General features: G+C 30.5%; 19 protein-coding genes and 1 tRNA gene. 14 read left to right on the plus strand and 6 right to left on the minus strand.

Features of this window, described 5'->3' with window-relative positions; genetic code table 11:
- Positions 1–95 precede the first annotated feature (95 nt).
- Complete coding sequence (locus tag Q0662_RS04510; RefSeq protein ID WP_298947584.1) at positions 96–461, plus strand: S24 family peptidase; 366 nt, start codon at positions 96–98, stop codon at positions 459–461.
- Positions 458–1,738, plus strand: coding sequence for a Y-family DNA polymerase (locus tag Q0662_RS04515; RefSeq protein WP_298947586.1), 1,281 nt, complete (start codon positions 458–460; stop codon positions 1,736–1,738). The genes Q0662_RS04510 and Q0662_RS04515 overlap by 4 nt, the downstream gene beginning before the upstream one ends.
- 229 nt (positions 1,739–1,967) lie before the next feature.
- On the opposite strand, the gene Q0662_RS04520 is transcribed toward Q0662_RS04515, so the two are convergent.
- The 3 genes from Q0662_RS04520 to Q0662_RS04530 form a co-directional block, all read right to left on the minus strand.
- Positions 1,968–2,378 (minus strand): heavy-metal-associated domain-containing protein, encoded by a 411-nt coding sequence (locus Q0662_RS04520; protein WP_298947587.1) that lies wholly within the window; start codon positions 2,376–2,378, stop codon positions 1,968–1,970.
- An 11-nt stretch (positions 2,379–2,389) separates the two neighbouring features.
- On the minus strand, positions 2,390–4,645 hold the full coding sequence (locus Q0662_RS04525) for a carboxypeptidase-like regulatory domain-containing protein (RefSeq protein ID WP_298947589.1): 2,256 nt from the start codon (positions 4,643–4,645) through the stop codon (positions 2,390–2,392).
- Positions 4,646–4,722: 77 nt separating this feature from the next.
- Complete coding sequence (locus Q0662_RS04530) at positions 4,723–5,127, minus strand: hypothetical protein (RefSeq protein WP_298947591.1); 405 nt, start codon at positions 5,125–5,127, stop codon at positions 4,723–4,725.
- A gap of 140 nt (positions 5,128–5,267) precedes the next feature.
- Between Q0662_RS04530 and Q0662_RS04535 the strand changes: the two genes are divergently transcribed.
- The 7 genes from Q0662_RS04535 (at position 5,268) to rodA (ending at position 13,043) form a co-directional block, all read left to right on the plus strand.
- Complete coding sequence (locus Q0662_RS04535) at positions 5,268–5,720, plus strand: GAF domain-containing protein (protein ID WP_298947806.1); 453 nt, start codon at positions 5,268–5,270, stop codon at positions 5,718–5,720.
- A 196-nt stretch (positions 5,721–5,916) separates the two neighbouring features.
- Entirely contained in the window at positions 5,917–7,446 is a 1,530-nt protein-coding gene (purH, locus tag Q0662_RS04540) for a bifunctional phosphoribosylaminoimidazolecarboxamide formyltransferase/IMP cyclohydrolase (RefSeq protein ID WP_298947593.1), read from the plus strand.
- 78 nt (positions 7,447–7,524) lie between these two features.
- Positions 7,525–8,553, plus strand: a complete 1,029-nt coding sequence (locus Q0662_RS04545; protein ID WP_298947595.1) for a rod shape-determining protein — start codon at positions 7,525–7,527, stop codon at positions 8,551–8,553.
- A 19-nt stretch (positions 8,554–8,572) separates the two neighbouring features.
- Positions 8,573–9,400: a rod shape-determining protein MreC gene (gene mreC, locus Q0662_RS04550; protein ID WP_298947597.1), complete on the plus strand. Its 828-nt coding sequence runs from the start codon at positions 8,573–8,575 to the stop codon at positions 9,398–9,400.
- The gene (locus Q0662_RS04555) at positions 9,393–9,896 is read left to right on the plus strand and encodes a hypothetical protein (protein WP_298947600.1); all 504 of its coding nucleotides are present in this window, start codon (positions 9,393–9,395) and stop codon (positions 9,894–9,896) included. Before mreC ends, Q0662_RS04555 begins: the two co-directional genes overlap by 8 nt.
- Positions 9,896–11,782, plus strand: a complete 1,887-nt coding sequence (mrdA, locus tag Q0662_RS04560) for a penicillin-binding protein 2 (RefSeq protein ID WP_298947602.1) — start codon at positions 9,896–9,898, stop codon at positions 11,780–11,782. The genes Q0662_RS04555 and mrdA overlap by 1 nt, the downstream gene beginning before the upstream one ends.
- The gene (gene rodA, locus Q0662_RS04565; RefSeq protein ID WP_298947604.1) at positions 11,763–13,043 is read left to right on the plus strand and encodes a rod shape-determining protein RodA; all 1,281 of its coding nucleotides are present in this window, start codon (positions 11,763–11,765) and stop codon (positions 13,041–13,043) included. The genes mrdA and rodA overlap by 20 nt, the downstream gene beginning before the upstream one ends.
- Before the next feature lie 85 nt (positions 13,044–13,128).
- Here rodA and rpsT read toward each other — a convergent pair whose 3' ends face one another.
- The 3 genes from rpsT to proS all read right to left on the minus strand — a co-directional run bounded on the left by rpsT (position 13,129) and on the right by proS (position 15,051).
- A complete protein-coding gene (gene rpsT / locus Q0662_RS04570; protein WP_298947606.1) occupies positions 13,129–13,380 on the minus strand; it encodes a 30S ribosomal protein S20 in 252 nt (83 codons plus the stop codon).
- Positions 13,381–13,414: 34 nt separating this feature from the next.
- Positions 13,415–13,486, minus strand: a tRNA-Glu gene (locus Q0662_RS04575).
- Between the two features lie 86 nt (positions 13,487–13,572).
- Entirely contained in the window at positions 13,573–15,051 is a 1,479-nt protein-coding gene (gene proS / locus Q0662_RS04580) for a proline--tRNA ligase (protein WP_298947609.1), read from the minus strand.
- Between the two features lie 171 nt (positions 15,052–15,222).
- On the opposite strand from proS, the gene Q0662_RS04585 reads away from it, so the two are divergent.
- The 5 genes from Q0662_RS04585 to Q0662_RS04605 all read left to right on the plus strand — a co-directional run bounded on the left by Q0662_RS04585 (position 15,223) and on the right by Q0662_RS04605 (position 20,257).
- A complete protein-coding gene (locus Q0662_RS04585) occupies positions 15,223–16,320 on the plus strand; it encodes a hypothetical protein (RefSeq protein WP_298947610.1) in 1,098 nt (365 codons plus the stop codon).
- Between the two features lie 31 nt (positions 16,321–16,351).
- The gene (locus Q0662_RS04590) at positions 16,352–17,737 is read left to right on the plus strand and encodes a hemin receptor (RefSeq protein ID WP_298947612.1); all 1,386 of its coding nucleotides are present in this window, start codon (positions 16,352–16,354) and stop codon (positions 17,735–17,737) included.
- Positions 17,738–17,877: 140 nt separating this feature from the next.
- Positions 17,878–18,786, plus strand: a complete 909-nt coding sequence (locus Q0662_RS04595) for a NifU family protein (RefSeq protein ID WP_298947614.1) — start codon at positions 17,878–17,880, stop codon at positions 18,784–18,786.
- A 29-nt stretch (positions 18,787–18,815) separates the two neighbouring features.
- Positions 18,816–19,547, plus strand: a complete 732-nt coding sequence (gene ubiE, locus Q0662_RS04600; RefSeq protein WP_298947616.1) for a bifunctional demethylmenaquinone methyltransferase/2-methoxy-6-polyprenyl-1,4-benzoquinol methylase UbiE — start codon at positions 18,816–18,818, stop codon at positions 19,545–19,547.
- A 2-nt stretch (positions 19,548–19,549) separates the two neighbouring features.
- Positions 19,550–20,257, plus strand: coding sequence for a porin family protein (locus Q0662_RS04605; protein WP_298947618.1), 708 nt, complete (start codon positions 19,550–19,552; stop codon positions 20,255–20,257).
- Positions 20,258–20,271: the final 14 nt, after the last annotated feature.

Raw genomic sequence — 20,271 nt, forward strand, 5'->3', positions numbered from 1 at the left:
AGCATCTTCTATTGAGAGTTTCCTAAAATTAAAATTTGTTAATTACTTCTTTAAAATTAACATTTATCAATTCCTTTTTCTTGTAATTTTAAAGTGTGAAATCAGGAGAGACAAAATTGGTGCAAAAAACCAAAAAAAGTTACAGAGTTGCGCGTCCAAAACAGACGGGTTTTTCTAGTCCTGCCACACATTACACAGAACCCAGAATAGATTTAAACGACGTTTTAATAAACAATCCTTCCGCCACTTTTTACGTACGTGTTATCGATAATAGTTTTGCCGAATTTGATATTTTAGAGAAAGATGTTTTGATAATCGATAAATCTCTATCGCCTAAAAATAATCAGTTGGCTGTAATTGCAAAAGAAGGTGCTTTTCAAATTACAAGAATAGATACCAACTCTAAAGAAGAAATTCAACTTTGGGGTGTAATTACCTATATTATAAAATCTACTTTATGATAGCTTTAGTAGATTGTAATAGCTTCTATGCGTCTTGCGAACAAGTTTTTAGACCCGATTTACAAGGCAAGCCAGTAGTAGTTTTAAGCAATAACGATGGTTGTATTATTGCAGCCAATAAAGAAGCAAAAGCATTGGCACATATACCAATGTTTCAACCAGTTTTTAAAATTAAAGACATTTTAAAAGCGAATAATGTTACCTGTTTTTCTTCTAATTATACATTGTATGCAGATATGTCTCAAAGAGTAATGGATACGTTACGAGAATTTTCACCAATGGTAGAAGAATATAGTATAGATGAAAGCTTTGTAGATTTATCACACTACCCAGCAGATAAAATTGAAGAAATTGCCCATAAAATAAAAAATAGTGTACATAAAAACACGGGAATTCCTGTTGGAGTAGGAGTAGCAAAAACAAAATCGCTCTCTAAAATTGCAAATAAATTTGCAAAGAAAATTCCAGAAAACAAAGGAGTTTTAGTAATAGACACCGAAGAAAAAAGAACCAAATTATTACAAGTAGCAAAAGTAAAAGATATTTGGGGTATTGGCCGCAAACACACCATTCGTGTAGAAAATACAGGAGCAAAAACAGCTTTAGATTTTGCAAATATGCCTTTGGCTTGGGTGCGTAAAGAAATGACAGTTGTGGGAGAGCGCTTATGGAGAGAGCTCAATAATTTTCCTTGCCATAATTTGGTAGACATTGTAAAACCCAAAAAAGGCATTGGTACAGCAAAATCTTTCGGAAAAAAGTTAACAGACTATAGTATCATTTCAGAAGCTACTAGTTTTTACGTTGCAGAAGTGGCAGATTTGTTGCGTCAACAAGGTTCTGCAGCAGGTTGTATCGAAGTTTTTTTACACACCAATTCTTTTAGCAATCTAGATAATCAGTATCGCAATAAAATAATTATCACTTTAGATACGCCTACAAACAATACTATAAAATTAACCAAAGAAGCTTTAAAAGGATTAAAAAAAATATACAAACCTGGGTACCGTTACAAAAAAGTAGGTGTTCATTTATTTCATTTAATTCCAGAAAACCAAGTGCAAATAAGTCTTTTTCATCAAGAGCACAAAGCAGAAAGTAAAAAACTATCTGATGTTATAGACCAGCTTAATAGCAAGTTTGGTAAAAACAAGGTAAAATTAGCAACCGTGGGTAACAGAGAAAAAGAATGGGGATTAATTAAAAAGCATAGAAGCCCAAGATTTACTACACAATGGAATGAGCTTTTAACAATTGGAGAGAAAGTATCGAAGTAATTTTATTTTTTGGGCGTTTTAACGGGCTTTCCATTATATCTTTTTTTTTATGCTTAAGTGGTTTTAGTAGCTTTTAATGCAACAAGGTTTCTTCTATAAAACTACATTGCTTAATTTTATAAAAAAAAAAAAGGATGCCATTTCAATCCCTAACGCAGCCTATTAATTTAGTGCATAGCATAAAATTAAAAAGCCTTACATATTTATATTGGTAAGGCTTTTTAGACAGTTAATTCTTTACCTTTTTTACATCACCTTCATGATCTAAAACAATTTTTTCATCCCTATATTTACAACAAGGATGCACAGAATTATAAGCTTCTTCTGATGCTACTAATTTTTTATCTTTGTCTAATAAAACATCATGCCCAACTGCTGTAATGTTTTTTTGCACTGTGGCTACATCTGTTTTACGCTCGTCCATAATTAGATTTAATTGGTGCGATTTTACATCCCAAATAGCAAATTTTACACCTCTTGTTTTTAATGCAGCAGTTTCTATACGTTTTTTACACATACCACAAATACCATCTACTTTAAAAGTAACTTTAGCATTTTTGTTTTTCTTTTGAATTGCTTCTTGTGCTTGTATAGAAAAGCCAAGTAAGAATAGACTAAGTATAAATATTATTTTTTTCATTTTTATGCTATTTAATTAATTTTGAATCGTAAACCTGCATAAATGGCGCGACCAAAAATTGGTTGATACACAATGGTAGTATCAAAATAGGGGCCAAAAGGATTATCACTTGCTAAAATAGGGTTTTTTTGTTGAATATTGGTTAAATTTTCTGCACCTACATACACTTCAAATTGATTAGAAAACACTTTAGTTACTTGACTATTTAACAATTGAAAAGGATCTGAAAATTCCACTATTTGATATTGGCTTGGGTTGCTACTTGTATTTGGTAAACGCTGTTTTCCAATATTATTAAAAGTAGTATCAAATTTCCATTGTGCACCATTTTCTTGTAAACTAGTTTCGTAAGATAGATTTGCAAAAAATCTATTTTTAGGCTGAACAGGTTTTTGCAAATTACCGCTTTTATAATCGGTAGCTACATTAAAATATTTGTAGGCGGTTCTTAAATTAAACCCTTTGCTTAATTGATAATACAATTCAACCTGAAAACTATTGGCAATACTTTTACCATCTAAATCGTAAAAAGAAATTTCTTGTGGGTTTTCCCAATCTACAACAACTTGGTTGCTAAAATTGGTTCTGTAAAAATCGAAGGTTAAATCTCCTTTTTGCTCAATAAGCTTGAATTTTTGCATATAAGAAACACCGTAATTCCATGCTATTTCAGGATTTAAACCATAAATGTTTCCACCTACATTGTCAATATTAATTTGTCTAGAACTTGCAAATAATTGCTGGTTTTCTGCAAAAATATTAGCACTTCTTTTTCCTCTTCCTACAGAAGCTCTAAAAACCCCATTTTTCCAAGGTACATATCTTAAATGTAATCTTGGTGTTATAAAGTTACCTAACAAATTATGTGTGTCTACTCTTAAACCAGCAGTAAAACTAAAATTATTTAAATTATCGAAAGCATATTCGAAAAAAACACCCAAAGATTGTTCTTTTCTTTTCAAATTCATATCAAAAACACCTACTTCAACAAGTTCCTCATAATTATCAGATGTAAAACTAATTCCTGTTTTAAACTTGTTTCTAGTATCACCAATTATCGAATTAAATAATAGGTTAGCATATAAGCTTTCGTGCTTTATATCGTAAACATTCAACCCAAAATAAGAATCTTGTTGATGGTTGCTATAAGCAAATTGAAGGCCAAAACTTTGAAACGGAAGCTCAGGAAAAACATAGCCTAATTTTGCAGAGGTTTCAAAACGTTTGGTATCTATTTCACTTCCCCAAGCATTGGTGGTTCCTTTATCTGTTTCAGGATTATAGTTTAATTCGCCCGTTTGTTTTTCATCATTTAAAAATCTAAAATTTATAAAACTAACCCAGCCATTTTGTGCATCTGTATATTGCCAACGATTCATTACATTTATTTGATTTGCCAATGGTGTGTCTAAAAAATTATCGTGGTTTCTATCAAATTTTTGCCCTCTATAATTTCCATGAACATACAAACCAGCTTGCCATTTATCAGAAATTTTTTCATTAAAATGGGTGTTAAGTTCTAAGCGTCCATTTAAAGAACTGTAAGCGTTTATAAATAATTTGTTGTCAGAAAAAGGTTTTACCAATTCAGCATTAATTTGTCCAGAAATACTTTCGAAACCATTGGCTACAGAACCTGCACCTTTGGTAATTTGAATGCTTTCTACCCAGGTTCCTGGAGTAAAAGTTAATCCAAAAGCTTGTGCAGCTCCTCTTACAGAAGGCACATTTTCTTGAGTTATTAATAAATATGGGCTTTTTAATCCCAACATTTGTATTTGTCTTGTGCCTGTTAAAGCATCAGAAAAACTAACATCTATAGATGGATTTGTTTCAAAACTTTCTGCCAAATTACAGCAAGCAGCTTTTAACAACTCATCATTATTTACTGTAAATATATTTGTGGTAGCAAATAAAGATTTTTGTACAGCATCTCGTTTGCTTTTTATGGTAATTTCTTCTAAATTATTTTCAGGAGTAATAAAATGATGAATAGGCTCTAAACTAGTAATGGTTATGGTATCTGTTTTGAAGCCAATGTAGCTTATAACTAGTTTTTTATATTCAGGTTTGTAGGGTATTGTAAACCAACCTTTTTCATTGGTAACTACACCAATACTAGTGTTTAGCCAATTTACTGTGGCGCCAGGAACACCTAATTGATTTTTAGGGTTTTGTTTGTCCATAATCATTCCTTTTAAGTTGGTTTGTGCAAGAATAATTATTGGGAATAGTAGTAAAAAACTACTAGATATAATTTTTTTCATTGATATTGATTTTTAATAATAAATAACCATTACTTCTAGTTTAAGAAGTGATTTTGATAGTTGATAATATTAAAAAATCAAATTAAAAAAGATTGATGTAAAATTTGATAATCTCTTGGGATATCAGGTGGAGAAAAGTCTTTGTAAAAAATGTTTTTCGATGCCTTTTCTACAAATAAATCTTGGTAAGAAATTAAAAAAGCAGTTACAAACTGTTGTTTATCAAAATCTAATTTTAACTCATTAAATTGTTGTAACTCATCTTGCCCTTTTGTAGTTATTACCTCGTCTTTACAGCAGTTTTTCTTTTTGTAAAATGATTTTTTTTCCATTTCCATACCACAATCATCAGCATGACCAATAAAAGAAATATCCATTAAAAAATCGCCACAATAATGGGTTTCTACCGTAAAAGAAAAGGTAGAAAGTAGTACTAAAAGGGCTAGTAATAAAGATGTTATTTTAGTAAACGCTTTTTTCATTAATGATACAAATTTACAAATTTCGAATTACAATATATATATTTATAGTAAATTTATTACAAAATGAGGGTGTTTTCATGTCTTTTTACAATAGAAAATCATTTAAATTTGCAACTTATTTATTAAATGAAGATACAAAAATGGAAATTGATATTTTAAAAAATAAAGTAGCAACAATTATTACAGAAAAAACAAACGTAAGTAATAAGTTACAGGCAATCTGCGACTTATTGGAAAATCAAATTTCTTATTATGATTGGGTAGGTTTTTATTTTAAAAATGATGATAAAGAAGAGCTGAAATTAGCACAATATACAGGCGAAGAAACAGCGCATACTATTATTCCTTTTGGAAAAGGTATTTGTGGGCAAGTAGCAGTTTCTAATACGAACTTTGTGGTACAAGATGTTTCAGAGCAAGACAACTACATTTCTTGTGGTTGGAAGGTAAAATCAGAAATTGTAATTCCTATTTTTGTAAACGGAGAAAATATTGGACAAATAGATATAGATTCACATACAGCAAACACTTTTACAACAAAGGACGAAGAACTTTTAGAATACGTTTGTAAAAAAGTGTCAACAATTTTATAATAAAGTTATAGATTTATAATATTTACCATAGGCAAAAAAGAAAAAATAAGTGAGAAACTATTCACCTTTGGTAGAAAACTTTAAAACAAAAGTATAAGTGCAATAGATGTTAATTACTTTTGATTTTTGTTACTATCTTTTATTGTCTTAGTAGGTTCAATTTACTAAATTTGTGTGCTTAACAACACAACACTAAATGAGCACTTCAAAAACAATTAAATCTGCATTAATTTCAGTATTTCACAAAGATGGTTTAGAGCCAATTGTGAGAAAGTTAAACGAATTAAACGTAACAATTTATTCTACAGGAGGTACAGAGAAATTTATCAAAGATCTTGGTATTTCTGTTGTTCCAGTAGAAGATGTTACTTCTTATCCTTCTATTTTAGGAGGTAGAGTAAAAACATTACATCCAAAAGTTTTTGGTGGTATTTTAAACAGACAAGATCACGCAGGTGATGTTGCTGAGTTAAAAGAATATGATATTCCGCAAATAGATCTGGTAATTGTAGATTTATATCCGTTTGAAAAAACAGTAGCTTCTGGCGCTTCTGAGCAAGATATTGTAGAAAAAATAGATATTGGCGGTATTTCTTTAATTAGAGCCGCAGCTAAAAACTTTAAAGATACGTTTACTGTTTCTTCTATGGATCAATATGATGATTTTCTAACAATCTTATCAGAAAGTAAAGGAAAAACTACTATTGCTCAAAGAAAGAAATTTGCTGCAAAATCTTTCAATATTTCTTCTCATTACGATACTGCAATTTTTAATTATTTTAATGCAGAAGAAGAACCAGCGTTAAAAGTTAGCGAAACAAAAGCACAAGTTTTACGTTATGGTGAAAACCCTCATCAAAAAGGATATTTCTTTGGCGATCTAGAAGATATGTTTGATAAGTTGCATGGTAAAGAATTAAGTTATAACAACTTACTAGATGTAGATGCTGCTGTAAATTTAATTGAGGAATTTAAAGGAGAAGCACCAACTTTTGCCATTTTAAAACACAATAATGCTTGTGGTTTTGCTCAAAGAGATACTATAAAACAAGCCTATGTAGATGCTTTAGCTGGAGATCCAGTTTCTGCTTTTGGTGGTATTTTAATTGCAAACACACAAATTGATGCTGCAACTGCAGAAGAAATTCATACCTTATTTTGTGAGGTAGTTATTGCGCCAAGTTATTCAGATGAAGCTTTATCAATTTTAAAGGGAAAAAAGAATAGAATTATATTAATTCAGAAAGATGTTGCCTTACCAAAAACAACAATAAGAACTTGTTTAAATGGTAATTTAGTACAAGATAAAGACAACGTAACAGATCAATTAGAAGATTTAAAATACGTAACCAACCATAAACCAACAGATAGCCAGTTAGAAGATTTGTTGTTTGCATCTAAACTCTGTAAAAACACAAAATCAAATACCATTATTTTAGTAAAAAACAAACAGTTATTAGCAGGTGGTACAGGACAAACAAGTAGAGTAGACGCTTTAAACCAAGCCATAGAAAAAGCAACTAGTTTTAAATTTGATTTAAATGGTGCAGTAATGGCAAGTGATGCATTTTTTCCATTTCCAGACTGTGTAGAAATTGCTGGCAAGGCTGGTGTAAAAAGTGTGATACAACCTGGTGGATCTATAAAAGATCAATTAAGTGTAGATTATTGTAATGAGAATAATTTGTCTATGGTAATGACAGGTACAAGACATTTTAAACATTAATAATTTATAGTGTATTTACAATCAGAAATTTAGTAAGTTTGTAATACAGTAGTTAAAATAATACAACAAAGATATTTTATGGGTTTTTTTGATTTCATGACGGAAGATATTGCGATTGATTTAGGGACCGCAAACACGTTGATAATTCACAATGGAAAAGTGGTTATAGACAGTCCTTCAATTGTTGCAAGAAATAGAATTAGCGGAAAAATCATTGCAATTGGTAGAGAAGCCAATTTAATGCAAGGAAAAACCCATGAAAACATCAAAACAATTCGTCCGTTAAAAGACGGTGTAATTGCAGATTTTCAGGCCTCTGAAGAGATGATTAAAGAGTTTGTAAAGCAAATTCCATCAATTAAAAAGAAGTTGTTTCCTCCAGCTTTGCGTATGGTAATTTGTATTCCTTCTGGAATTACAGAAGTGGAAAAACGAGCCGTTCGTGATTCTGCAAAACACATGAATGCCAAAGAAATTTATCTAATTTACGAACCGATGGCAGCTGCAATTGGTGTTGGGGTAGATATAATGGAGCCAAAAGGAAATATGATTATAGATATTGGTGGAGGTACAACAGAAATTGCTGTAATTGCTCTAGCAGGTATTGTTTGTGATCAGTCTGTAAAAGTGGCGGGAGATTTATTTACCAACGACATTATGTATTATATGCGTACGCAACATAACTTATATGTTGGGGAAACTACCGCAGAAAAAATAAAAATAAGTATCGGTGCAGCTACAGAAGATTTAGAAAATCCACCAGAAGACATGTTAGTTCAAGGTAGAGATTTACTAAGTGGTAAACCAAAACAAGTACAAGTTTCTTATAGAGAAATTGCAAAAGCTCTAGACAAATCTATTCTTAGAATAGAAGACGCTGTCATGGAAACTTTGTCTAAAACACCACCAGAACTAGCTGCTGATATTTACAATACAGGTATTTATTTAGCAGGAGGTGGCTCTATGTTAAGGGGGTTAGATAAAAGGTTATCTCGTAAAACAGATTTACCAGTTTATGTAGCAGAAGACCCTTTACGAGCTGTGGTTCGTGGTACAGGTATTGCTTTAAAAGAGTTAGATAAATACAAAAATGTATTAATGAAATAAAAACCTACTCGTTTAAAAAATGCAACAACTTATTTACTTTTTTCAAAAGTTTAAATATTTTTTATTCTTTTTGTTGTTGCAATTCATTGCTTTAGCAATTACGTTTAATAATCTTAGTTTTCAAAAAAGTAAATTTGTAAATTCTGCCAATGCCATTTCTGGTGGATTATATTCTCAAGTTGCCAACATTTCTGATTACTTTAGTTTAAAGTCAGAAAATAAAATTCTTCTAGAGGAAAATACGCACTTACGAAATCTGTTAGAGCTTAAAAATATTGTAAGCTTAAATAAAGACTCCGCTATAGTAGACGCTACTTTGTATTTTCAAAAATATACCTTTTTAAATGCAGATATTATAAAAAATAGTTATGCAAATGCTTTTAACTTTTTAACTATAAATAAGGGTAAAAAGCAAGGTTTACAAAGAGAAATGGCGGTTATAAATAGTAAAGGAATTATTGGAATTACAGATAATTCTACTAGTAATTATACACGGGTGCAATCAATTTTAAATAAAAATAGTAGTATAAACGCGCGTTTAAAAAACAACCGCTACTTTGGGTCGTTAAAATGGAATGGAGAAAACTACAATGTTGTTCAGCTTATAGATATACCAAGACAAGCGCCTATAAAAGTGGGCGATACCATAGAAACAGGAGGTAGGTCTGCTATTTTTCCAGAGGGAATTTTAATTGGGTCTGTCATCAAAGTAAATAATACAAGTACCGTAAATAATAGTATAGATGTTAAGTTGTTTAATGATATGAGTAATTTGGGGCCAGTTTATGTAATTAAAAACTTACATAAATTAGAGTTAGAAACTTTAGAAAATACAAACAATGAATAAAATAGTCTATTTTACACTATTGTTTTTGATTCTATTATTTTTACAAGTATTTGTATTAAATAATATTTTGTTTTTAGGTTACGTAAATCCTTATTTATATATTGCTTTTGTGTTTTTATTCCCTTTAAATAAAAACAGATTCTTATTTTTATTGTTAGCTTTTTTACTAGGTTTAGGTTTAGATATATTTTCAGATTCTGGAGGTATACATGCATTTGCAATCTTATTTATTGCTTATGTTAGATTGTTTTTTATAAAGTTATATTTTAGAAAATACGAGGCAGATTATCCATTTTTCGATATTCATACAGAGTCTTTTGGTAAAGTTTTTAACTATGTGGTAACTTTAACAATAATTCATCATTTTATCTTATTTACTTTTGCTAACTTTAGTTTTCAAAATATTACTAACGTAGTATTAAATACACTTTTTTCAAGTGTTTTTACGTTAGTATTATATTTCATAGCAACGTTTATTTTTACTAAAAAACAATAATGAAAAAAGGTTTTTTACTTTATTTTCTAATCACAGTTGTGTGTTTGGTTTTTATAGGACGTTTATTTCAACTTCAAATTTTAAGTAGAGATAATTATGATCCCATACAGAGTGCTGCAGTAAAAATCGAGTACGATTATCCAGAACGTGGATATATTTACGATAGAAACGGAAAGTTATTGGTAGCAAATCAACTTTCTTATGATGTTATGGTGCAACCCAATCAAGTACAACCATTAGATACCCTAGAGTTTTGTAATCTTTTAAGAATTTCTAAAGAAGATTTTTTACATAGATTTGAAAAAGCGAACAATTATGCACCTTATTTACCTTCTGTTTTTTTAAAGCAACTAGCAAAAGAAGATTTTGCCTTTCTACAAGAAAAGTTACATAATTTTCAAGGTTTTTACATTCAAAAAAGAATTATAAGAGACTACCCCATAAATGCTGCGGCTAATGTTTTAGGGTATATTGGCGAAGTAAATGAAGCTTTGGCAAAAAAAAGTGATTACTACCAAGCAGGTGAATTAATAGGTAAAGACGGCATAGAAAAACAATACGAACAGTATTTAAGAGGTAGAAAAGGTAAAAAATATTTTAAAAGAAATAATTTAAATAAAGTTACAGGTTCTTATAAAAATGGAGAGCAAGACACTTTAGCAGAAAATGGAAAGGACCTAACTTTAACTTTAGATATAGAATTACAGCAGTATGCACAAAAATTAATGAAAGGTAAAAGAGGTGGTATTGTAGCAATAGAACCTTCTTCTGGAGAAATTTTAGCTTTGGTAACAGCCCCTACCTACAATCCAAACATGTTAGTAGGTAGAAAACGATCAAAAAATTCGGTACTTTTATTTAATGACACTATTAGTAGACCTGCATATGATAGAGGCTTATTAGCAGTGTATCCTCCTGGTTCTCCATTTAAAATGATGAATGCCTTAATTGGCTTACAAGAAGGTGTTATTAATAAGAATACTGGAGTTTACTGTAATGGTGGCTATAGATACGGAGGTAGAAAAAATGAATACATGAAGTGTCATTGTGAGATTTATGGAAGAAAAATTTTTCTAACTACTGCCATAGCAAAATCCTGTAATAGTTATTTTTCTAATACTTATAAAAGAATTGTAGAAAAAAATAATCAACCAACCAAAGGTTTAAATAATTGGAGTAAACATGTAAAAAGTTTTGGTTTGGGCAATTATTTAGGATATGATTTACCCGCTGGAAGTCCAGGGCTAATACCTAGCGGAGATTATTACGATGCAAGATTAAATTATAGGTGGAATGGTTCTTCAACAATATCGAATGCAATTGGGCAAGGAGAAGTTTTAACAACCCCCATACAATTGGCAAACTTTACAGCTGCAATTGCTAATAGAGGTTATTTTTACACACCTCATATTTTAAAAAAAGTTAATAATTCTCCTATTACACAAGCTGATTATACTGTAAAAAAACAAACCACCATAGCTAAAGAGCATTTTAAGCCTGTAGTTGAAGCAATGCACGAGGTATTTAAAACAGGAACAGGTAAATGGAGTCAAGTAAAAGGAATTGAAATTTGCGGAAAAACAGGGACCTCAGAAAATTTTGCTATTATAAATGGTGTAAAAGAACAATTAGCAGATCATTCTATTTTAGTAGCTTTTGCTCCTAAGAAAAACCCAAAAATTGCCCTTGCTATCTTTGTAGAAAATGGTGGTTATGGCTCTACAATTGCTGCACCAATTACAAGTTTATTGATAGAAAAGTATTTAAATGGAGAGGTTTCCGAAAAAACAAAATATAGAGAGCAAAATATGTTCGCAATGAGCTTACAATCAGAATACGATAAATTAATACCAAAAACTAAAGAAATTGCGTCAGGAACGAAATAATATTTTTGCGGGTATAGATTGGTTTTTAGTACTTATCTTTGCTGTATTAGTTGGTTTTGGTTGGCTAAATATTTATTCGGCTTCTAAAACAGAAGATATTGAACCTTTGTTAAGTTTTTCTACAAAATATGGGAAACAACTTATTTTTATCTGTTTAGCAATTCCTTTAATTATTATAATTCTTTTTTTTAACGCTAAATTTTACGAAAAATTTGCAAGTGTTCTCTATGTTGTTTCATTGATTTCTCTTGTTGGATTGTTTCTTTTCGGAAAAAAAATAAATGGCGCAACTTCTTGGTATAATTTCGGTGTAATTGGTTTGCAGCCTTCAGAATTTGTAAAAGCTTTTACAGCTCTAGCTGTGGCAAAATTATTAAGTGATAGACAATATAATTTTAAGTTGATTAAAAATCAAATAAAGGCTTTTGTCATTATATTTATTCCAGCTTTTTTAATCATGTTACAGCCAGATGCAGGTTCTGCCATAATTTATTTCGCCTTCTTTTTTGTTTTAAATAGAGAAGGTTTAACCTTAAATTACATTTTACTAGGTGTTACTATAATTGTCTTGTTTCTCTTAACAATTCTATTGGGTGTCAAATGGGTTTTAGTTTCGTTATTTTCTATCATTACTCTATTTTCAGGGTATGCGTTATATAGAGGGGGAAAGCGATTTTTTCGTTTTAATTGGTATAAAATATTAGGAATATATTTAATAATAGGTATTTTTATTTTAGGTACAGGTTTCACTTATAACAATCTATTTAAACAGCATCATAGAGATCGTTTCGAGATACTTTTAGGTCTTAAAAAAGACAATCAAGGTATTGGGTACAATTCGTATCAATCAGAATTAACAATTAGTTCTGGTGGTTTTACAGGTAAAGGCTTTTTAAAAGGAGATTTAACTCAGGGAGATTTTGTACCAGAACAACATACAGATTACATATTTAGTGTTATAGGAGAAGAGTGGGGGTTTCTTGGCACAACCTCTGTAATTTTATTATTTATGCTAATGCTTTATCGAATTATTTATTTAGCAGATACACACACCAATAAGTTTGGTAGAATTTATGGCTATGGTCTAGCTTCAATTCTCTTTTTTCATGTGATTGTTAATATTGGTATGGTGATAGGTTTGTTGCCAACTGTAGGAATCCCTTTACCGTTTTTTAGCTATGGTGGTTCATCGCTTTGGGGTTTTACTATCTTACTGTTTATATTTATTAGATTAGATGCACATAAAAATTACGATTGGTAATTTGTGGTTTTTTAAAAATACTACTACAAAAAAAAAGCTCTGAATTAAATTCAGAGCTTTTAAATTATAATAATTTTATTTGTTACTACAATGCAGCAACATGTTTTGTTAATTTAGACTTTAAATTAGCAGCTTTATTCTTATGAATAATGTTGTTTTTTGCTAATTTATCTAACATAGAAATAACAGTGTTTAATTTTCCTGCTGCATCTTTCTTATCTTCAATAGAACGTAAGTCTCTTATAGCATTTCTTGTAGTTTTATGCTGATATTTATTACGTAACCTTTTAGCTTCGTTACTTCTAATTCTTTTTAATGCTGACTTATGATTTGCCATAATTTCTTTTATTCGTTTTTTTATTAAAACTTTGTAGTCCGTACGGGAATCGAACCCGTGTTACCAGGATGAAAACCTGGCGTCCTAACCCCTAGACGAACGGACCATAACAATTAAATATCTCTCAATTGCGGATGCAAATATACAACGTTTTTTAAATTCTGCAATTATTTTTTAATTTTTTTTAAAAAATTAATATGCCTTTGCAAAAAGAACTCTTTTTGTTGATGGTTTTCCTGTTAAAACACAGGTTCCGTTTTCTTCTTTAGTGTCATTTGGTATGCATCTAATGGTTGCTTTTGTATATTCTTTTATTCGATTTTCTGTCTCCTCAGTACCGTCCCAATGAGCAGATACAAAACCACCTTTCTTTTTTATCGCTTTTTCAAATTCTTTAAAATTATCTACAACAGTAGTATGTTTTTTTCTAAAGTCTATTGCTTTTTGAAATAAGTTTTCCTGAATTTCTTCTAATAAAGAACTCACAACATTTACTAAATTGTCTTGCAATACTGTTTGTTTTTCAAAAGTATCTCGTCTAGCAATTTCTACAGTGTTATTTTCTAAATCTCTTTTTCCAATAGCAATTCTAACAGGCACTCCTTTTAACTCATATTCAGCAAATTTTGCACCAGGTCTAAAAGTATCTCTGTTGTCAAACTTTACAGAAATGCCTTTTTTGCGTAATTCTTTTGTAAAAACATGTACTTTTTCAGAAATTTCTTCTAACTGGTCTTCACCTTTATAAATTGGCACAATTACAACTTGTATTGGTGCTAATTTTGGAGGTAAAACCAAACCTGCATCATCAGAATGCGTCATAATTAAACCACCAATTAAACGTGTGGATACACCCCAAGAAGTAGCCCAAACATGTTCTTGTTTTCCTTCTTTAGAAGTAAATTTTACATCGAAAGCTTTGGCAAAATTTTGACCTAAAAAGTGACTTGTTCCTGCTTGTAATGCTTTACCATCTTGCATCAACGCTTCTATTGTATAGGTGTCTTCTGCTCCAGCAAAACGTTCACTATCAGATTTAATACCTTTAATTACAGGCATTGCCATAAAGTTTTCTGCAAACGTTGCATAAACTTCCTGCATTTGTTTAGCTTCTGTAACAGCTTCTGCTTTGGTTGCGTGTGCTGTGTGACCTTCTTGCCATAAAAATTCTGCAGTTCTTAAAAATAAACGTGTTCTCATTTCCCAACGTACAACATTTGCCCATTGGTTTATTAACAGAGGTAAGTCTCTATAAGATTGTATCCATCCTTTATATGTATTCCAAATAATAGCTTCTGATGTTGGTCTAACTACTAATTCTTCTTCCAATTTTGCTTCTGGATCTACTCTTAATTTCCCTTCATTATCAGGATCATTTTGTAGTCTATAATGTGTAACAACAGCACATTCTTTTGCAAAACCTTCTGCATTTTTTTCTTCAGCTTCAAACAAACTTTTGGGTACAAAAAGCGGAAAATAAGCATTTTCATGACCTGTTTCTTTAAACATTTTATCTAGTTCAGCTTGCATTTTTTCCCAAATAGCAAAACCATAGGGTTTTATTACCATACAGCCTCTTACAGCCGAGTTTTCTGCTAAATCTGCTTTTACAACTAGCTCATTATACCACTTAGAATAGTCTTCTGTTCTTTTTGTTAAATGTTTACCCATAATTAAAAGTTTGGCACAAATGTTGTTATATTTATACTGAAATTAATGTTATATAGTTTTTGTGTCCCGCAAAATCAATGCAAAACTACTACAAAAAGGTTATAGACCAAGTAAAGTTTTAATTTTTTGATAACATTTATTTCGTTACTGTTTCTCTTAAAACAAAAAAATATGAAATTATCACATAAAAATAACAGATTTAATTCAGTAGCATTATTTATAATAGCAAATTTGTTGCTTGTTTCTTGTGGTACTTATCAAAGTGTATATAATGATGATGGTATTTATGGAGATGACCGACCCACAAAAAAAGTTATTGTTGTAAATGAAAGAGAATATGAAGACTACAACACTAATTATTTTACACAAGAACTTGAGCGTTTAGAGAATGTAAATAATAATGATATTTTTACAGACGTAGATACATATCATACTGCAGATACTCTATATGTAGAAGATGGTTTAAATTATAATACAAACCCATCTTGGGGAAATAACTCTAATGACGTTATTGTAAATGTAAATGTCGTAGATCCATACTGGAATAATTTTTACAATCCAGCTTTTGGAATGTGGGGCTATAATAACTTCGGATGGAATCATTGGGGTTGGAATGATTGGAGATTTAGAAATAGATGGGGCTGGAATCCTTATTGGTACCCATACCATAACAACTTTGCTTTAGGCTGGGGCTGGGACAATTGGGGTTGGAACAGAGGTTATAACAACTGGGGTAGAAATAATAGATTTAATGATAGATATATTAGAAATACAACTTTTGGAAGAAGAGTTGCCTATAATAATAGTACAAGAAGAAATGGAGTTACTACTAGAAGATCTCCTATAAGTTCAAGAAGAAGTACAAGTACTTCTAGGTATAATTCATCTACCGTAAGGAGGAACTCTAGAACTGTTAATCCAACTAGGAGAAGTTCTACTACAACAAGAAGAAGTTCGTCAACCACTGGAGGAAGCTCTGGTAATACAACTAGAAGATCATCTTCTAGCACACGAAGAAGTTCATCTTCTACAAGAAGAAGTTCGGGCAGTTCTAGGGGTTCGTCATCTAGTTCTAGAAGAAGGAATAATATAAGTAGTGTTAATAGAAATGCTACTAATAGTAGAAGTACTTACAAGCCTTCTACATCTAGTTCTACAAGAAGCACTAGTTCATACAGGCCTTCAACTTCTAGTAGCTCTTCTTCAAGAGCAACAAGTAGTAGAAGTTCTTCTACAAGAAGTTCATCTTCATCTAGAAGAAGAAATTAAACATTTAATTATAATCTAATAAAGCATAAAAATGAAAAAATTAATAACGTTTTTGATTTTGTTCGCAGTAACTCTTACATCTTTTTCGCAATCATTAGGATATCAAGATTTGGCATTATTGTTCTCTGAAAATGATGCAAATGGTACAGCACGTTTTACGTCTATGAGTGGTGCTTTTGGAGCATTAGGTGGAGATATTTCTTCAATAAATATAAACCCAGCAGGTATAGCTGTTTTTAATAATAGTGCTTTTTCTGGTAGTTTTAATTCTAGAAATACAGATATTACTAGTAATTATTATGGTACTTCTAGAAATAACCAAAACCAATTTTTTAATTTAACGCAAGCGGGTGCAGTATTAGTTTTTAGAAGTGCTTATAATTCTGAATGGGAAAAATTTGCCATAGGTTTTAATTATAGAATGAAAAAAGATTATAACAACGGGTTTAGTGCTGTTGGTAATAGTGGTATTGCAACTTTTAGAGATTTTCCTTTAGATAATAATACACCAACGATAGATTATAATGTAGCAGAAGAACAACGTTTTCGGAATAATTACACAGGCGAATTAAATGAAGTAAGTGTAGCTTTTTCTGCGGTTCATCAAAATAAATTATATGTAGGTGGTGGTTTAAATTTTTACGATTTAAATTTTAGACAACGTGCTACTTTAACAGAATTTAATAATGATGGAAATGGTAATACATTAGAGGCTAATTTTTACCAAGAAAATTTTGTAACAGGTGCAGGAGTTTCTTTAAATGCTGGTTTTATTTACAAAGCAAGTAAAAACTTTAGATTTGGTTTGTCTTACCAAACACCCACATGGTTTACAGAAGTTTTAGAAGAATCTAACATTGTAAATAATGATGGTTATATGGGCGATACAGAAATTGTTGTAAGTAATGACAATGTTATATACGATAATACTGCTGGAGGAAATTTTCCGTCTCAAAATTTTATTTATAGGCTAAAAACACCAAGTAAATTAACAGCAAGTGCTGCCTTGATTTTTGGTAAAAGTGGTTTGTTAAGTGTAGATTATTCAAACAAAAATTTTACAAATATGAATTTATCTGATGCAGATTTTTATGGAGAAAATCAGTTTTTTCAAAATGAGTTAAGAAATGTCTATGCATTAAATATTGGTACAGAATGGCGTTTTGATAGATTTAGCGTTAGAGGAGGTTATAAATTTGAACAAGATCCATTAAAAACAGCTTTAGATTCAGATAATTTACAGGGATATTCTTTTGGTGGAGGTTACAACTTTGGTAACTTTAAAATAGATTTTTCTTACAGCGATAATAACAGAACCGCTTTCTATAATTCGTACCCACAGTTTCCCTCTGTAAATTCTACAGAGTTGGCAATTAGTAATAAAGTTTTTACAGGTACTGTAACCATCAATCTATAAAAAAAAATAAACAAAATTTATGATTAAGACGTTACTTAAATGGTTGTAAAAAATCATTAAAGTAACGTCTTAAAGTTTATCTCAATTATACAATAGTATTTATCTTTTTTGCCTTAATTTTGCAATTCAATTTTTAGCAGATGTCAGAAACTAAAATAACAATACAAGAAACAACCAATAATACTATTATTAAATACAACAGTACTAGTGTTTTAATTAATGGAGGTAGTTACGAATTTAATAATATAGATGAAGCTAAAAACTCTCCTTTAGCACAACAATTGTTTTATTTACCATTTGTAAAAAAGGTATTTGTAACCGCCAATTTTATTGCCATACAACGCTTTGATATCGTGGAGTGGGAAGAGGTTCAAGAAGAAGTAAGAGAACAAATAGCAGCTTATATAAATAATGGTAACGCAGTTGTAAACGAGCAAACAACCTCTAAAAAAGAAGCTATAGAAGTATATGCAGAAGTTACGCCAAACCCAGCAGTAATGAAGTTTGGTACCAATAAAGCATTAACACAAACAGATGTAGAATTTAAAAATATAGATGAAGCAAGTGCGTCATCGCCTATAGCGCAAGCTATTTTTAATTTTCCGTTTGTAAAACAAGTTTTTATCTCAGACAATTACATATCTATTACAAAATACGATATGGTAGAATGGGATGAGGTTTACGGAGAAGTAAGAACTTTTATAAGAGAATATTTAGCAGCAGGTAAAATTATCATTAAAGAATTACCAAAAGAAGAAGCTATAACTTCAGCAGAAAATAAGGCTGTAAAACCAACCATAGCTTTAGAAGGTACTGCAGCACAAATTGTAGATATTTTAGACGAATATATAAAACCAGCAGTAGCCGGTGATGGAGGTAATATTGCCTTTAGATCTTATGATGAACAAAACAAAGTAGTAAGCGTAATTTTACAAGGTGCTTGCAGTGGTTGCCCATCATCTACAGCAACTTTAAAAAACGGAATAGAAAATTTGTTAAAAGAAATGTTGCCCAATCAAATTAATGAAGTTGTGGCAATAAATGGTTAAAAACAAGTTTAAGCCGAAACCAAAACAATATGTCAGCAGAAAAAATAAACCCATACAAAGATTCAGTATTAGGTAAAAAAGAACAGGTAGCACAAATGTTTGATACTATTTCTGGTAATTACGATGGTTTAAATAGAGTAATTTCGTTAGGGATTGATGTAAAATGGCGTAAAAAAGTTGTTGAAATTGTTACCAAAAACAATCCAAAACAAATTTTAGACATTGCAACTGGTACTGGAGATTTAGCATTAATGATGTCTAATTTAAACCCAGATAGAATTGTTGGTTTAGATATATCTGAAGGTATGTTAGAAGTTGGAAAGCAAAAAATAGCTAGAGCAAAGCTATCAGATAAAATAGAAATGGTAGTTGGAGATTCTGAAGAAATGCCATTTGAAGACAATACTTTTGATGCCATTACAGTTTCTTTTGGCGTTAGGAATTTTGCTAACTTAGATAAAGGTTTAAAAGAAATTGCTAGAGTTTTAAAACCTACTGGTGTTTTGGTAATTTTAGAAACTTCAAACCCAACAAAATTTCCATTCAAACAAGGTTATAAATTATATACAAGTGTATTTTTGCCAATAGTTGGTAAATTATTCTCTAAAGATAAAGCAGCTTATTCTTATTTGTCTGAAACTGCAAATTCTTTTCCTTTTGGAGAGTCCTTTAACAATATTTTGAGAAAAAATGGGTTTACACATGCAGAAGATAATCCTGTAACTTTTGGTGTTGCTACAATTTACACAGCACGTAAGTAATTATGAGTAAAAGAAGTCTGTTTTTTTCTTTTTTTTTTATAACAAGCATTTCATTTTATGCGCAAAGTGAACGTGTAGAATATTTACCTACTTTTGATAGAAAACCTTTGCATTATGGTTTTTATTTTGGGATAAATCAAAACGATTTTAAACTAAACCTAAGAGAAAGTAATGTTACAGATGCCAACATAACAGTAGAACCAACAGCAGGTTTTAATGTGGGTTTAATAGCAGATTTCAAATTACATAAAAACTTAAATTTACGTCTAGAACCAGGTTTGGTAAGTAATTCTAAAAGAATACTGTTCAATCATCTAAACACATCATCTAACCCACAAGATAGTATTAGAGAAATTGGATCTACTTATTTACACATACCGTTGGTTTTTAAATTTAGTACAGATAGGTATAAAAATATACGTCCTTATTTATTAACGGGTGTTTCTTACAACTACAACTTTTCTAGTAACGAGGCAAATCAAGATGATAACTCTGCAGGACAATTTAGAATGACAACCCACAACTTTATGTACGAAGTTGGTATAGGTCTAGATTTCTACTTGTATTACTTTAAATTTTCTCCTTCCATTCGTGGTTTTTTTGCATTTAACAACGAAATTAAATACGATGATGATCCAAACAGTCAATGGACATCACCTATTAATTTTATGGGAACTAGAGGTATATTTTTAAACTTTGCTTTCGAGTAAATTTAAAGTTTAAG

The sequence above is a fragment of the uncultured Polaribacter sp. genome, from assembly GCF_947503855.1.
Taxonomy (GTDB): Bacteria; Bacteroidota; Bacteroidia; order Flavobacteriales; family Flavobacteriaceae; genus Polaribacter.